Source organism: Streptomyces sp. DH37, assembly GCF_029813835.1.
GTDB lineage: Bacteria > Actinomycetota > Actinomycetes > Streptomycetales > Streptomycetaceae > Streptomyces.
Window position 1 is genome coordinate 47,967 of record NZ_JARVKV010000032.1, and the last position, 15,738, is coordinate 63,704.

12 protein-coding genes and 1 tRNA gene are annotated in these 15,738 nt (G+C 71.4%); 9 read left to right on the forward strand and 4 right to left on the reverse strand.

Annotated elements, in window-relative coordinates:
* Positions 1-20: 20 nt before the first annotated feature.
* Complete coding sequence (locus tag QC029_RS17490) at positions 21-977, reverse strand: hypothetical protein (RefSeq protein ID WP_279556611.1); 957 nt, start codon at positions 975-977, stop codon at positions 21-23.
* A 119-nt stretch (positions 978-1,096) separates the two neighbouring features.
* On the opposite strand from QC029_RS17490, the gene QC029_RS17495 reads away from it, so the two are divergent.
* Both QC029_RS17495 and pepN read left to right on the forward strand, forming a co-directional pair.
* The gene (locus tag QC029_RS17495; protein ID WP_279556612.1) at positions 1,097-1,402 is read left to right on the forward strand and encodes a chorismate mutase; all 306 of its coding nucleotides are present in this window, start codon (positions 1,097-1,099) and stop codon (positions 1,400-1,402) included.
* 80 nt (positions 1,403-1,482) lie between these two features.
* A complete protein-coding gene (gene pepN / locus QC029_RS17500; RefSeq protein ID WP_279556613.1) occupies positions 1,483-4,026 on the forward strand; it encodes an aminopeptidase N in 2,544 nt (847 codons plus the stop codon).
* Between the two features lie 334 nt (positions 4,027-4,360).
* Here the strand turns inward: pepN and QC029_RS17505 are convergent, their stop codons facing one another.
* The gene (locus QC029_RS17505) at positions 4,361-6,166 is read right to left on the reverse strand and encodes a 5'-nucleotidase C-terminal domain-containing protein (RefSeq protein WP_279556614.1); all 1,806 of its coding nucleotides are present in this window, start codon (positions 6,164-6,166) and stop codon (positions 4,361-4,363) included.
* Positions 6,167-6,517: 351 nt separating this feature from the next.
* Between QC029_RS17505 and pyk the strand changes: the two genes are divergently transcribed.
* Positions 6,518-7,951, forward strand: a complete 1,434-nt coding sequence (gene pyk, locus QC029_RS17510) for a pyruvate kinase (protein WP_279556615.1) — start codon at positions 6,518-6,520, stop codon at positions 7,949-7,951.
* A 168-nt stretch (positions 7,952-8,119) separates the two neighbouring features.
* On the opposite strand, the gene QC029_RS17515 is transcribed toward pyk, so the two are convergent.
* Together QC029_RS17515 and QC029_RS17520 are read right to left on the reverse strand one after the other, a co-directional pair.
* Positions 8,120-8,908 (reverse strand): helix-turn-helix domain-containing protein, encoded by a 789-nt coding sequence (locus tag QC029_RS17515; RefSeq protein ID WP_279556616.1) that lies wholly within the window; start codon positions 8,906-8,908, stop codon positions 8,120-8,122.
* Between the two features lie 88 nt (positions 8,909-8,996).
* Positions 8,997-9,079 (reverse strand) — tRNA-Leu (locus QC029_RS17520).
* A gap of 92 nt (positions 9,080-9,171) precedes the next feature.
* Between QC029_RS17520 and QC029_RS17525 the strand changes: the two genes are divergently transcribed.
* The 6 genes from QC029_RS17525 (at position 9,172) to QC029_RS17550 (ending at position 15,691) form a co-directional block, all read left to right on the forward strand.
* Entirely contained in the window at positions 9,172-9,843 is a 672-nt protein-coding gene (locus QC029_RS17525; RefSeq protein WP_279556617.1) for a response regulator, read from the forward strand.
* A gap of 487 nt (positions 9,844-10,330) precedes the next feature.
* The gene (locus QC029_RS17530; RefSeq protein WP_279556618.1) at positions 10,331-11,491 is read left to right on the forward strand and encodes a branched-chain amino acid ABC transporter substrate-binding protein; all 1,161 of its coding nucleotides are present in this window, start codon (positions 10,331-10,333) and stop codon (positions 11,489-11,491) included.
* Positions 11,492-11,665: 174 nt separating this feature from the next.
* Entirely contained in the window at positions 11,666-12,589 is a 924-nt protein-coding gene (locus QC029_RS17535) for a branched-chain amino acid ABC transporter permease (protein WP_279556619.1), read from the forward strand.
* Positions 12,586-13,974, forward strand: coding sequence for a branched-chain amino acid ABC transporter permease (locus QC029_RS17540; protein ID WP_279556620.1), 1,389 nt, complete (start codon positions 12,586-12,588; stop codon positions 13,972-13,974). Before QC029_RS17535 ends, QC029_RS17540 begins: the two co-directional genes overlap by 4 nt.
* Positions 13,971-14,927, forward strand: a complete 957-nt coding sequence (locus tag QC029_RS17545) for an ABC transporter ATP-binding protein (protein ID WP_279556621.1) — start codon at positions 13,971-13,973, stop codon at positions 14,925-14,927. The genes QC029_RS17540 and QC029_RS17545 overlap by 4 nt, the downstream gene beginning before the upstream one ends.
* A gap of 14 nt (positions 14,928-14,941) precedes the next feature.
* Positions 14,942-15,691: an ABC transporter ATP-binding protein gene (locus QC029_RS17550; RefSeq protein ID WP_279556626.1), complete on the forward strand. Its 750-nt coding sequence runs from the start codon at positions 14,942-14,944 to the stop codon at positions 15,689-15,691.
* The last annotated feature ends 47 nt before the right edge of the window (positions 15,692-15,738 follow it).

Genomic DNA, 15,738 nt, shown 5'->3' on the forward strand with positions numbered 1-15,738 from the left:
CCGAGCCTATGCCGCCCCGCTCAGGTGTCGCACTCCAGCACGCTGCGGCACAGCCCGCACCGCGCCCGCACCCGCCCGCGCACCTCCAGCCGGACGCGCTGGTGGCACGTCGGGCAGGGGAACGACACCCGCAGCGGCGAGGAGGAGTCGAAGCGGTAGTCCGCCCCGCCGCCCGACCCGCCGCCCGCCCCGTCCCCGGGCGGATACGGCGTCCGCTCCGGATGCGCCTGCGCGTACCGCCGGTCCCGGGCGTACCGCCGCCGCCCCGCCCACCCCCCGGCCACCAGCGGCGGCCGCACCGCGTCCCGGCGGGCCGCCTCCCGGCCCCGCACGTACGCGTCGTACGCCTGCGGGCTGGTGAACCACGGCGCCGGGTCCTCGCCGAACAGCTCCGCCCGCTTCGCCAGCACGTAGCCGAACTCCTCCGGCGTCAGGTAACCCAGCTTCTGCGAGGTCAGCGCGTCCTCCCGGAAGGCGTCCAGCAGCAGCCAGCCCGCCCCCAGGTACGCCGTCACCGTGTCGGTGAGGATCTCGTTGTCCCGCACCCCGGGGAAGGACAGCCCCAGCCGGTGCAGGTAGACGTGCGTCACCTCGTGCGCCAGCGCCGCGCCGATGTCCCGGCGGTGGCTCCGGAACCGCGAGTTCAGCTCCACGAAGTACTCCGGCCCCGCCGCCAGCTCCACGTTCGCCGCGTGCTCCATGTCCCGGAAGCCCACCACCAGCCGCGCGTCCGGCAGCCGCAGGTGCCGCACCAGCACCCGCGCCACCCGCTGCACGCCCGCGTACAGCTCGTCGGCGTCGGCGAAGGCCACGTCACCGGCCGCGACACTGGTGTCGAAGGTGCGCACCGTCTCGTACGACAGCCGCCGGTACAGCGCGGTGATCGCCGACCGCACCGTCGCCAGGTGGGGGAAACCGCGCTCGACCGGACTCCGCGCGCCACCGGACCCGCCGCCCGCCCCGCCGCGTACCGCCATGCGCCCGCCCACCGCCTCCCGTGGGTCGCGAGAACACCCTCCCGCCACTGTACGGCCGGGTCCGCCGCCGGGGGGCCGGGCGACGAGGGCCCCCGCGCGACCGCATAGAGTCGGTGAGCATGACGAACAGTGAGATCGACCCCTCGGTGCGGGCCGAGCTGGCCCGGCTGCGCGAGAGCATCGACAACATCGACGCGGCCGTCGTCCACATGCTCGCCGAGCGCTTCAAGTGCACCCAGCAGGTCGGCCGCCTCAAGGCCGAGCACCGCCTGCCCCCCGCCGACCCCGCCCGCGAGGCCCAGCAGATCGCCCGGCTGCGCAGGCTCGCCGAGAGCGCCAGACTCGACCCGGCCTTCGCCGAGAAGCTGCTGAACTTCATCATCGCCGAGGTCATCCGCCACCACGAGACCATCGCCCGCTCCTGACACCGCCGCGCCGCCCCGGCGGGGCCGGGAGCGGGAATGCCCGGTGCGTGCCGGCCGGCCGATGCGGCAGCATGAGCGCCATGCCCGCACTGACCCGCGAAGAGGCGCGGAGCCGAGCCCGGCTCATCGACGTCCAGCACTACGCCATCGACCTCGACCTGACCCGGGGCGAGGAGGTGTTCGGCTCCACCACCACCGTCCGCTTCACCACCCGCGAAGCCGGCGACACCTTCGCCGAGGTACGGCCCCGCACCCTCCACCGGGCCGTCCTCGACGGACACGACCTCGACCCCGCCGCCCTCACCGACGGGCGTCTGCCCCTGACCGGGCTGGCCGCGGGCGAGCACGAACTGCGCGTCGAGGCCGACATGCCCTACTCGCGCACCGGTGAGGGCATGCACCGCTTCACCGACCCCGCCGACGGCCGCACCTACCTCTACACCATGTGCTTCCAGACCGAGGCGCCCCGCGTCTTCGCCGCCTTCGACCAGCCCGACCTCAAGGCCGTCTTCACCGTCACCGCCACCGCCCCCGAGGAGTGGACCGTCCTCGGCAACGGCACCGCCCGCCGCGTCGAGGGAGAGCCCGGCCGCTGGGAGTGCGCCCCCACCCCGCCGCTGAGCACCTACTTCGTGGCGCTGGCCGCCGGCCCCTGGCACTCGGTGCGCACCGAGCACGCCGGCATCCCCTTCGGCCTGCACGTACGCCAGTCCCTCGGCTCCCACCTCGACGACGACGCGCAGGAACTGCTGGACACCACCCGCGCCTGCTTCGACCGCTACCACGAGATCTTCGACGAGCCCTACCCCTTCGACTCCTACGACCAGGCATTCGTCCCCGAGTTCAACGCCGGGGCCATGGAGAACCCCGGCCTGGTCACGCTCCGGGACGAGTACATCCACCGCTCCGCCGTCACCGACACCCAGCTCCTGACCCGGGCCGTGACCATCGCCCACGAGATGGCCCACATGTGGTTCGGCGACCTGGTCACCCTGCGCTGGTGGGACGACATCTGGCTCAACGAGTCCTTCGCCGAGTACATGGGCTACCAGGTCCTGGCCGAGGCCACCCGCTTCACCGGCACCTGGACCGACTTCGCCGTCGACCGCAAGTCCTGGGGCTACGACGCCGACCAGCGCCCCTCCACCCACCCCGTCGCCCCCGCACCCGAGGCGGTGCCCGACACCGAGACCGCCCTGCTCAACTTCGACGGCATCTCCTACGCCAAGGGCGCCTCGGCGCTGCGCCAGCTGGTCACCTGGCTCGGCGAGAGGGCCTTCCTCGCCGGCATCAACGACCACTTCGCCCGCCACCGCTTCGGCAACGCCACCCTCGCCGACTTCCTCGACTCCCTCGCCCGCGCCTCCGGCCGCGACGTCCACGCCTGGGCCGGACGCTGGCTGAGCACCAGCGGCGTCGACACCCTCGCCCCCCGCGTCACGTCCGGTGCCGCGAGCGGCGGGGACGGCGGCCGCTGGCGGCTGGAGATCACCCACACGGGCAGCCGCCCCCACCGCATCGCCGTCGGGCTGTACGACCTGGACGAGCCGGACGGCCCGGACGGCGGCGTCCGCCTGACGCCGCGCGAACCCCTCCAGGCCGACATCCCCGCCGACGGCGGCCACACCCTCACCGCCGACGGCCCCCGCCCCGACCTGGTCCTCCTCAACGACCGCGACCTGACCTACGCCAAGGTCCGCCTCGACGGCGACTCCTGGCGCACGGTGCGGCGCGCCCTGGCCCACCTGCCCGACCCGCTCACCCGCGCCACCGTCTGGAACGCCGCCCGCGACATGGTCCGCGACGGCGAACTGCCGCCCGCCGACTACCTGGACACCGCGCGCGCCCACCTGCCGCACGAGACCGACAACGCCGTCGTCGCCGGCGTCCTGGACTTCGCCCGCCACGAGATCGCCGACCGCTACCTGCCGCCCGGGCAGCGCACCGCCGCCCTGGAGACGCTCACCGGCCTCGCCCGCGCCCTGCTGGAACGCGAGCCGGCCGGCGGCGGACGCGACGGGGGAGTGCACCTGACCGCCGTACGCGCCGCCATCGACAGCGCCACCACCCCCGGCGAACTCCACCACTGGTGGACCACCGGTACCCTCCCCGGCGGACGCCCCCTCGACCACGAACTGCGCTGGCGGCTGCTGCACCGCCTCGCCGTCCTCGGCGCCGTGGGCTCCTCCGACATCGGAGCCGCCCTCGACGCCGACCCCAGCGCCACCGGCGCCGAGGGAGCCGCACGCTGCCGCGCCGCCCTGCCCGACGCCGCCGCCAAGGACGCCGCCTGGCAGGCCCTGTTCGACGAGGCCGACACCCTCTCCAACTACCTGTTCAAGGCCACCTTCCAGGGCTTCTGGCACGGCGAGCAGCACGACCTGCTGAGCGGCTACGTCCCCCGCTACTTCGAGCAGGCCCCCGCCCTCGCCGCCCGGCGCGGCTCCGCCATCGCCCACACCCTGGGGCAGAACGGCTTCCCCCGCCCCTTCACCGACCCCGCCACCCTGGCCCTGGGGGAGCGGTGCCTGGCCGACGCCTCCCTCACCCCCGCCCTGCGCCGCCCGCTCGCCGACGAACTCGACGACCTCGCCCGCGCCCTGCGCGTGCGCCGGGCGCACTGACAGGCGGCCGGCAGCCGACCCGGGCGGGCGCCGGGGCCCGTCCTCGGGAAGGACGGGCCCCGGCCCGGGGCCCCGGCCACCGGAGCGGCCCACCCCGCGGCCGACGACACACACCCTCCCGCACGGCCGGCAACCGCTGCCCGCAGCCGGGCGTCAACAACCCGGCAGGGGTGCGCACACACCGGTCCCGGGGACGGGCACGCACCCCCTCACACCAGGAGGCCCGTACCAGGAGGCCCGTACCGAGGGGCACTTCACGGGGAAGACACCCCGCGTCAGAGCGCGGCGGGCCGCGTCAGAACGCGCCGGGCCGCGGCGGGCCGTTCCGGGGCCCTCAGAAGACCGGAACCCCCTCACGCACCAGCCGCCAGCCGGCCGACGCGAACCGCGCCGGGTCGATCTCCCCGTTCGCCCGCACCCACGAGACGATCGTGTTCCGGATCTCCTCCGAGTCGGCCCACACCTGGCGCGCCGACGCGATGTGCGGGAAGTTCCCGCCCCCGTTCGCCCGGTAGTTGTTGACCGCCAGCACGAACCGGTCCCCGTCCGCCACCGCGCGCCCCTCGAAGGCCAGATCCACGATCCGCGACCCCGGCGCCCTGGAGACGTCCACGTCGTACGACACGCCGCCGACCACGTCGTAGTTGTAGTCCGGGATGCCGCCCGCGTTCGTCAGCTTCGCCGGATCGACCCCGGCCCCCACCGGGACCCGCGCGTAGTAGCGCGCCGAGAACTCCAGGTAGTCCCTCAGCTGCGCACCCGTCACCAGGCGGGCCTCCAGCGTGTTCTCGAAGACGTACAGCCCCGCCACGTCCCGGATCGTCACCTCGCCCGCCGGGATCGCCGCCGACCGGGAAAAGCACGCCGCCTGCGACAGCACCGGCAGCCCCGCGTGCTCCGTGCCCGCCAGGGCCTCGCGCACCGTCTCGGCCTGCACGAAATTGACGAAGTCGATGATCGGGGTGTCCCGGTACGGCGCCTCGGCCGCCGACATCGCCCGCGCCGACGTACCGATCACCTGGTTGACGTAGGACACCACCCTCGCGTGCTCGTCCCCCAGCAGCCCCGTGATCGCCGGATCCTCCTCCACCGCGTTGGAGTTCAGGACCTTCGCCGAGACCGACTCCACCTGCCAGCGGCCCCGGCCCCACACCAGCTCGAAGTCGAAGACCGTCAGCCGCTGGCCCCACTTCAGCGGCTCCGACAGCACCACCGCGCGGCCCGTCGACGCGTTCACCACCCGGTGCTCGGCGATCTCGGCGTGCGCGTGGCCCACCAGGATCGCGTCGATCCCCGGCACCCGCTCGGCCACCAGCGCCGCCGCGTTCTCCACGTGCGGGAGCTGGTCGCCGTAGGAGGACGTGCCACTGGTGCCCGAGTGCGCCGAGACGACCACCACGTCCGCGCCCATCGACCGCAGCCGCGGCACCCAGTGGGCCGCCTGCTCCTCCAGACCGGGGAACGTCATCCTCCCCTGCACGTGCGCCTTGTCCCAGACGGCGATCCCCGGGTTGGTCAGACCCAGCACCGCCACCCTCACGTCCCGGCCGTACGGCGTGCGCAGCCTCCCCATCCAGTACGGCGGGAAGGCCGGCCGGCCGGTGACCGCGTCCAGCGCGTTCGCGCCCAGCAGCGGGAAGTCGCACTGCTCCTCGAACTTCCGCAGCAGCGGAATCCCGTAGTTGAACTCGTGGTTGCCCAGCGCCGCCGCGTCGTAGCCGATGGCGTTCATCGCCTGCGCCATCGGATGCACCGGGCCGTTCTCACCGGTGATCGGATCGACCTTGGCGTAGTAGTACGACAGCTGCGTGCCCTGGATGGTGTCGCCCGCGTCGATCAGCAGGGTGTTGCCGCGGCCCTTCTCCTCCCGCACGCGGTTCACCAGCGTCGAGATCTTGGCGAGCCCGATGTCGTTGCGGCCCTTGTCGTCGTACTCCGCGTCGGTGAAGTAGTCCCAGTTGAAGACGTTGCCGTGCAGGTCCGTCGTCCCCAGCACGGAGAAGGAGTACCGCTTCGGCGCCCTCCCCCGGCCGCGGCCGTCCTCCCGCGCACCGGCGGGCGCCGCGACCGCCCCCGCCAGGGCGGCGCCCGCCCCCGTCGCGGCGGTACGGCCCAGGAAGCGTCTGCGGTCGAGCGGCATGGTGATCGTTCTCCTCGGATCGGGGGCCCCGCGTGCGGCGGCGCGTGCGCACGGCCGCCCCGCGGCAGCGACGCGCGTAGAATCCGCCCCGCCGGCCGCTCCTGTCAACACGCGCCACCCACGTCCCACACGGCCGCCCCCACCGGGGAGGCCGCCGGCCCGGCCCCTGCGCGGACGGCCCGGAACCCCCTCGGAAAAGCCTTTCGCGCACACCGCGGGAACAGCCGGAAACGCTCATCCGAGCAACCGCCCGCCCATGACGGAAGTTGTCGACAACCCCTTGTATAACGGCCGTTGAACAGTGCTCCTCCCGCACTTCTCTACCTGCGGGTAAGTCATAGGCTCGACGCCATGCGCCGCGCGAAAATCGTCTGCACACTGGGACCCGCCACCGACTCGTACGAGCAGATCAAAACGCTCGTGGAAGCCGGAATGGACGTCGCCCGCCTCAACCTCAGCCACGGCGGCCACGCCGAACACGAGGAGCGCTACCGCCGCGTGCGCCAGGCGTCCGAAGCGACCGGCCGCAGCGTCGGCGTCCTCGCCGATCTTCAAGGCCCGAAGATCCGGCTCGGACGGTTCCGGGAGGGCCCCGTACTCCTTGAACGCGGCGACGAGTTCACCATCACCACCGAGGACGTCGAGGGCGACCGCGAGCAGTGCGGCACCACCTACGAGGGGCTCGCCGACGACGTCACGCCCGGAGAACTCGTCCTCGTCGACGACGGCCGCGTCGCCCTCAGGGTCACCGCCGTCGACGGCCCCCGCATCCGCACCGAGGTCACCGAGGGCGGCATGGTCTCCGACCACAAGGGCCTCAACCTCCCCGGCGTCGCCGTCTCCGTGCCTGCCCTCTCCGACAAGGACGTCGACGACCTGCGGTGGGCGCTGCGCACCGGCGTGGACGTCATAGCCCTCTCCTTCGTCCGCAGCGCACGCGACATCGCCGACGTCCACCGCGTCATGAAGGAGGAGGGCCGCCACCTCCCCGTCATCGCCAAGATCGAGAAGCCCCAGGCGGTGGAGAACCTCCACGAGATCGTCGCCGCCTTCGACGGCCTCATGGTCGCCCGCGGCGACCTCGGCGTCGAAATGCCCCTGGAGTCCGTCCCGATGGTGCAGAAGCGCGCCGTCACCCTCGCCCGGCGCAACGCCAAGCCGGTCATCGTCGCCACCCAGATGCTCGACTCGATGATCGAGTCCTCCCGGCCCACCCGCGCCGAGGCCTCCGACGTGGCCAACGCCGTCATGGACGGCACCGACGCCGTGATGCTCTCCGGCGAGACCAGCGTCGGCAAGTACCCGGTCGAGACGGTCAAGACCATGGGCCGCATCGTCGCCGCGGCCGAGGAGGACATGCTCTCCCAGGGCCTGCGCCCGCTCAGCGAGGACGGCAAGCCCCGCACCCAGGGCGGCGCCGTGGCCCGTGCCGCGGCCGAGATGGGCGACTTCCTCGGCGCCAAGTTCCTCGTCGCCTTCACCCAGTCCGGCGACACCGTGCGCCGCCTGTCCCGCTACCGCTCGCCGATCCCCGTCCTCGCCTTCACCCCCGACCCCGCCACCCGCGCCCAGCTCAACCTCACCTGGGGCGTGGAGACCTTCCTCGGGCCCACCGTGCAGAGCACCGACGAGATGGTGGAGCAGGTGGACGAGCAGCTCCTGAGGATCGGCCGCTGCGAGGAGGGCGACAAGGTGATCATCACCGCGGGCTCGCCGCCCGGCGTCCCCGGCACCACCAACATGGTCCGCGTCCACCGCATCGGCGAGGGCCGCCCCGCCCGCTGATCCCGTCCACCCGTCTGCCCGTCCACCCGTTTCCCCGGCGCCTTCCCGGCCGACCCGGCCGCTCGCGAGCCGGAAGTCCCGGCCGCCGCCTCGCGCCAGCGGCGGCCGGGGCTTCCCCGTCCGTCGTCCGTCCGTCGCCCGCCCGCAACCCGCCGGCGATCCGTCGGCTCAGTACTTGGGGCCGATGTGCGCGTCCATCAGCGCCACGGAGGCCCGGCGGGCGACGGAGACGTTGCACACGCCCGTACGGCGGTGCGTCGCCTTCCACTCGACCCCGACCCTCTCCAGGGCCTCGACGTAGATGCGCACGATGTCCTGAGACTTGTTGGCGAAGAAGTACCGCGGATATTCGTAGCGTTTGCGTTCTCCCCTCACGACCTTGGCCGTCCAGTTGGTGATCCTGCATCCGTCGGCATGGAGAAGGCCCCGGATCAGCTCCCAGGGGTGTTCGTTGACGATCCTCTGCTGCCAGGGCTCGAGCGCGATCGGCCGTTCGTACTTCTTGCCCCGGCCGTGTTGGGGGAACAGGCACCACAGATGCCGCGAGTAGATCTTCACGTTGTGACAGCCGGCTCTGCGGACACGGCACACGGAGTTGTCGGGGAACACCGCCCGCATAGCGGCTTCACAGGCGTCCATCAGTCCGGGCCAGTCGTTCGAGCAGGCGATCATGAGGTTCGGTACGCGGTGCGCGGAGTGTTGGATGATGTGGCCGTCTCCCAGATAGAGGCCGAGGAGATAGGCGTAAGCACTTTCGTCGAGGCCCCGGCCGTCGCAGCGGGGGCAGAGAGGGAAGGATCTTCCCGGTAGCTTTCCTCGCTTGGCTCGCTCCGTGTGGAGCCAGTAGCCGACGGTCCCAGCGGGCACGTTCAGTGCACGGGCCACCTCGGCGTTCCTCGCGCCGCCCCGGAGAAGGGTGAGGGCTTTCCGACGGACCTCGATACCGTGAAATTCCATGCAACTACTGTGAGTGATGTCCTCTGGCCGTGGGGATGCGACGGCCAGGGTTCACGAGAACGTGGAGGTCCGTTTATGCGGATATGAGTGCCGGGTGCGGGATTCGAACCCGCACGCCCTCTCGGGCAATCGCTTTTGAGGCGATCATGTCTTCCCTTCCATCAACCCGGCAGGGTGTCGCCCCGCGAGTGTACCGGGTGACCGGCCGCCTCATCAGGTAGGTAGGCTCATAGGCCCGACCTGGCCGGAAAACGAGGAGCCCAGTGAGCACCGCGGACATCCCCGAGCCCATCAGCACCGACGACGGAGCCGGCGCCGCCGGAGAGCGGGCGCACGTGCCTCCGGAGACGACGCGGGTCGTCATCGCCGAGGACGAGGCGCTGATCCGCCTGGATCTCAAGGAGATGCTGGAGGAGGAGGGCTACACGGTCGTCGGCGAGGCCGGGGACGGGCAGACCGCCGTGGACCTGGCGCGGGAGCACCGCCCGGATCTGGTGATCATGGACGTGAAGATGCCCGTGCTCGACGGGATCTCGGCGGCCGAGAGGATCGCCGAGGAGTCCATCGCCCCCGTGCTGATGCTGACCGCCTTCTCGCAGCGGGAGCTGGTGGAACGGGCGCGGGACGCGGGTGCGATGGCGTACCTGGTGAAGCCGTTCAGCAAGAGCGACGTCGTGCCCGCCATCGAGATGGCGGTGTCGCGGTTCAACGAGATGAAGGTGCTGAGCCAGGAGGTCGCCGACCTCGCGCAGCGGCTGGAGACGCGGAAGCTGGTGGACCGCGCCAAGGGGGTGCTGCAGACGCAGTACGGTCTGTCGGAGCCGGCCGCGTTCCGCTGGATCCAGAAGACCTCGATGGACCGGCGGCTGTCGATGCGGCAGGTGGCGGAGGCCGTGATCCAGGACGCCGAGGAGAAGAAGCAGCAGCAGCGGTGACCCCGCGCGGGCGCCGGCGGTCTCCGTGCGGTCCGCCGCGGGGGCGGCCGGGGGCGCCCGGGGGGGGACGCGGTGTCGGAGCGGCCGTTGCGTGTGCGGGGGCGCAAAGGGCGGTTCCGGCGCTTCGGAGCGCGGGCGAGCGCGGATGAGCTGGGGGTGAGAGGGCGGGAGGGGCCGGCCCGGTGGCCCTCTCGCCCGTATGCGGTCGCAAGTCGGCGGCGGTGGCGGGAATTTGGGGGATCCGGCTCGGAATTCGGCGGGTCCGACCCCTGATGATCTTTCCCTTTCTGTCCGTTCTCCGGTAAGGAGTGTTCTGTTTCCGGCGCATGGCGCAGGTCACAGGGAGATCACATCTGCCGCTCTCACCTATCTGGTCAGCTTCTGGGGCAATAGATTCCGGGCCACACCGCACGTACGTACGTGCGGACCGCGACGCCGGAACAGTACGGCGATCATCGTGATCTGAGCGGGCTCCAGGGGGTTCCACGTGCTCAACAAGACCATCGTCAAGCTGGCCATTCCCATGGCCATTGGCGCGCTTGCGCTCACCGGGTGTGGCGGGGGAGACAGCGGAAGCGGCGATGCGTACAAGATCGCCTTCCAGGGCCCGCTCTCCGGCGACAACGTCCAGCTCGGCCAGAACATGGAGAACGGCATCAAGCTGGCGATCGACCAGGCGAACGCCAAGGGCGACCTCGGCTTCGAGATCGAGTACATGCCGGTCGACGACCAGGGCCTGCCGGACAAGGCGACGGCCGCCGCTCAGAAGGCGATCGACGACGAGAACGTCGTCGCGGTGATCGGTCCGGCGTTCTCGGGCCCGGCGGACACCGCCGCCGAGGTGTACGGCGCGGTCGGCCTGGCCGCGGTGTCGTCGTCGGCGACGCGTCCGGACCTGACCACCAAGGGCTACGAGACGTTCCTGCGCGCGGTGCCGAACGACAGCGCCCAGGGCGCCGGCATGGCGAAGTACCTGTCGAACGAGGTCAAGGCCAAGAAGGTCGTGGTGGTCGACGACAAGACCGACTACGGCATCGGCCTGGCGGACGTCGCGGAGAAGGACCTGAAGGCGGCCGGCGTCGAGGTGGTGCGCCAGAGCGTTCCGCAGAAGACCCCGGACTACAGCGCCGCGGCCAAGAACGTCACCAAGAACAAGCCGGACGCCCTGATCTACGCGGGCTACTACCAGGACGCCGGTCCGTTCGCCAAGAAGCTCAAGGAGGCGGGCTTCGACGGCGTGGCGATGTCGGGTGACGGCACCAACGACGCGCAGTTCATCGAGCTGGCGGGCGACGCCTCGGACCAGTGGTTCCTGACCTGCCCCTGCACGGACGCCACCAAGGAGGACGCGACGAAGAAGTTCGCCGCGGACTACGAGAAGGAGTTCAAGCTGGCTCCGGGCACGTACTCGGCGGAGTCCTACGACGCCGCGATGATGATCATCGAGGAGATCAAGAAGCTCCACGAGGACGGCGGTGTCGAGCGCCAGGCGCTGGTGGACGCTCTGCGCGGGGTGAAGTACAAGGGCCTGACGAAGGAGTTCTCCTTCGACGACAAGGGCGAGTTCACCAACCAGACGATCTACCTGTACCAGGTCAAGGGCGACGGCATCGAGTACCAGGGCAGCATCGACGAGCTGGCGGGCTGAGCCTGCCGGCGCTTCCGGCCGGCCGGCGCGGCGGTTCCGCCCCGCGCCGGCCGGTGCGACACCCGGCGGACGCCGCCTCGCGGTGCGCGTCCGCCTCCGTGATCCTCGGGCCGCCCGCTTCCCCGGCGCAGAACGCATGGCCGGGCGGCACATTCCCACAAGGAAGACAGTTCGATGTCCCTCAGTGAGTTCTGGGACTTCCTCGTCCTAGGGGTGGTGCTCGGCAGTCTCTACGCCGTCATCGCCATCGGCTACACGCTGGTCTACGGCGTGCTTCAGCTTCTGAACTTCGCGCACAGCGAGGTCTTCATGTTCGGCGGTTACGGGGGCCTGCTGGCCCTGACCGCCCTGATTCCCGAGACGACGCCCTCCGGGATGGGCTCGGTCGCCTACGTGGTGATCGGCATGCTGGCGGGCGCCGCGCTGGGCGGCGCGGTGGCCTTCGGTCTGGAGCGGGTGGCGTACCGGCCGCTGCGCAGACACAACGCGCCGCGCCTGGTGTTCCTGATCACCGCGATCGGCGCCTCGTTCTTCCTGTACAACCTGGCGGGCAAGCTGTTCGGCCGCAATCCGCTGCCGATGCCGTCGATGTACGAGAACAAGAAGGTGGTCAGCGTCTTCGGCGCGGAGCTGACCGTCACGCAGGTGCTGATCCTGGTGTCGGCGCTGGCGATGATGGTCGGCCTGGACTACGTGGTGAACCGCACGAAGATGGGTTCGGGCATCCGCGCGGTGGCGCAGGACCCGGAGGTCGCGTCGCTGATGGGCGTGGACATCGACAAGGTGGTGTCCCGGACGTTCGTGCTCGGCGGTCTGCTGGGCGGTGCGGCCGGCTTCCTCTTCGGCACCAACAGCCAGGTCTGGTACACGATGGGCTTCCTGCCGGGCATCACGGCCTTCGCGGCGGCGGTGCTGGGCGGCATCGGCAACGTGCGCGGCGCGATGCTGGGCGGCCTGGTGCTGGGCGTGGTGGAGACCATGACGGTGGGCCTGTGGGGTGACGACTGGCGCTACGTCGGTGCCTTCGTGGTGCTGGTGCTGGTGCTGATGGTCCGTCCGACCGGCATTCTCGGCGAGCGTGTGGGGAGGACGGCATGAGCATCAAGACCTCGAGTCCTGAAGAGGCCCCGCGCAGCACCTCGGTGTCGCCGTCGGCCGCGGCCCGGCTGCGGAAGGTGCACTGGTACCAGGAGCCGCGCTGGCGGCGGCTGGGCGCCCTGCTGGCGCTGGGCGTGACGCTCCGGCTGATGACGGGCGCGGAGGGCACCACCCGGGACCTGTTCATGGCGCTGCGCGAGGACTTCACCGGTCCGGGGCTGTGGATCTGGCTGGGGATCGCGGTGGCGGTCTGGGCGGTGCGCGAGTTCCTCGCCGACCAGACCTCGCAGGCGGTGAAGGGCACCAGGAGCGCGGCCTCCGCCCCGCTGGCGCGGGTGCGGCACCTGTGGGAGTCGGACAAGCGGTTCCGCATGGGCGTGCTGACGGCCGTGCTGGCGCTGGTGGTGTTCGGGCCGCTGGGCGTGGAGCGGTACTGGCAGCAGGTGCTGGTGGACCAGATCGCGATCTTCGTGCTGCTGGCGATCGGCCTGAACGTGGTGATCGGCTGGGCGGGCCTGCTCGACCTGGGCTTCATCGCGTTCTTCGCGATCGGCGCGTACAGCGCGGCGTACTGGACGGGCGCGCTGCCGGTCCAGCCGCCGGTGGTGCTGAACAACTTCCTGGTGCTGCCGATCGCGGTGCTGACCTGCCTGGTGGCGGGTGTGATCCTGGGCGCTCCGACGCTGCGGCTGCGCGGTGACTACCTGGCGATCGTGACGCTGGGCTTCCACGAGATCGTCTACCTGATGGCGAAGAACGCCGAGGGCGTGACGGAGGGCGCGCGCGGTGTGAAGGTCGAGCGGTTCAGCATCGACCTGGGCTTCTTCTCCTACGAGTGGAAGCTGGACCCGATGCCGTACTACTGGCTGCTGGTGGTCTTCGTCGTGCTGGCGATCTTCCTGTTCCTGCGGCTGGAGCACTCCAAGGTGGGCCGGGCGTGGACCGCGATCCGCGAGGACGAGGTGGCCGCCGCGGCCACGGGCGTCGACACGGTGCGGTACAAGCTGATGGCGTTCGCGATCGGCGCGTCGACCTCCGGTGTGGCGGGTGTGGCGTACGCGAGCAAGGTCGGGTACTTCAACCCGGAGAACTTCGCGATCCTGCTGTCGGTCCTGGTGCTGGCCTACGTGATCTTCGGCGGCATGGGGTCGATCCCGGGTGTGCTGTTCGGCGCCGCGTTCCTGGTCTGGCTGCCGGAGGGGTTGCGGGAGTACGTGGATCCCAAGGACCGCTACATGTACCTGGGCGCTCTCCTCGTCATCATGATGATCTACCGGCCGCAGGGCGTGTTCCCCTCCCGTCGCCGCAAGCGCGAGCTGCAGATGGCGGAGGCGGGGATCGGCGGAGCCGACGCGACCGGCCCGGCGGAAGGCAGGCAGCCGTGAGCACCGAGACGGTGAAGAAGGAGCAGGGGCCGGCGGGTCCGGCGGCCGGCGCCGGCGAGCTGGTGCTGGAGACGTCGGGCGTGACGCTGCGGTTCGGCGGTCTGACCAGCCTGGACGACGTCGAGCTGCGGATGCGGCGCGGCGAGGTGCTGGCGGTCATCGGGCCCAACGGCGCGGGCAAGACGTCGCTGTTCAACTCGCTGACGGGCGCGTACGTCCCGCAGGAGGGGCGGATCGTCTTCCGGCCGCGCGCGGGCGGCGAGCACTCGCTGCTGGGCGCCAAGCCGCACGTGGTCAGCCGGTGGGGTCTGGCGCGCACGTTCCAGAACATCCGGCTGTTCGGGGCGCTCACGGCGCTGGAGAACGTCAAGATCGCCGCGGAGACGCGGCTGAAGGCCGATCCGGTGTCGATCATGCTGGGGCTGCCGAACGCGCGGAAGGCGGAGCGGGCCAGCGACCGCCGGGCGCACGAGGTGCTGTCGTACGTCGGTCTGCTGGACAAGATGAACGAGCTGGCGGGGTCGCTGAGCTACGGCGACCAGCGGCGGCTGGAGATCGCGCGGGCGCTGGCGACGGACCCGGAGGTGCTGCTGCTGGACGAGCCGGCGGCGGGCACCAACCCCACGGAGAAGCTGGAGCTGGAGGAGCTGATCCGGCGGATCAACACCGAACTGGGCGTGAGCGTGCTGCTGATCGAGCACGACATGCGGCTGGTGATGTCGGTGGCCGACCGGGTGATGGTGCTCAACTTCGGCAAGAAGATCGCCGAGGGTTCCCCGTCGCAGGTGCAGCGGGACCCGGCGGTGATCGAGGCGTACCTGGGCGCGGTGACCGAGGACGACGAGGCCGCGGTGGCGGAGGTCGCCGCCGAGGCCGGCGGCGCCCCGGCGGCCGGGACCGACACCGAAGCCGGCGCCGGGGCGCCGGAGCGGGACACCAAGGAGCACGAGTGAGCGTCACCACGGATCTGGAGAAGGAGCCGCGGGGCGGCGGCGAGCCGACCGCCCCGGTGGTGCTGGAGCTGCGTGACCTGCGGGTGTTCTACGGCGCCATCGAGGCGCTCAAGGGCATCAACCTGACGGTCCGCCGCGGCGAGGTGGTCGCGCTGCTCGGCGCCAACGGCGCGGGCAAGACGACCACGCTGCGGACGGCGTCGGGGATGATCGCCCCGCGCGAGGGCCAGGTGCTGCTGCACGGGGAGCGGATCGACGGCATCAAGTCGCACGATCTGGTCCGGTTCGGCATCGGGCACGTTCCCGAGGGGCGCGGGGTCTTCCCGCGGATGACGGTCCGGGAGAACCTCCAGATGGGGGCGTACCGGTTCAAGTCCGTGGACAAGGCCGAGATGGACCGGGTGTTCACCCTGTTCCCGCGGCTGGGGGAGCGCAAGAGCCAGCTCGGCGGGACGCTGTCGGGCGGTGAGCAGCAGATGCTGGCGATCGGCCGCGCCCTGATGGGCAAGCCGGAGGTGCTGCTGCTGGACGAGCCGTCGATGGGACTGGCGCCGCTGATCGTGCAGCAGATCTTCGAGATCGTCAGGGAGATCAACGAGCAGGGCACCACGGTGCTGCTGGTGGAGCAGAACGCCTCGCAGGCGCTCCAGCTGGCGGACCGCGGTTACGTGCTGGAGACCGGTGAGGTGGTGATGGGGGGCGAGGCGTCCGCGCTGCTCTCCGATCCGCGGGTGCGGGCCGCCTACCTGGGCGAGGGCGCCTGACGGGTTCTCCCGCCCCGTACGGAGGACGGTGCCGCGGCGGCCGGGAG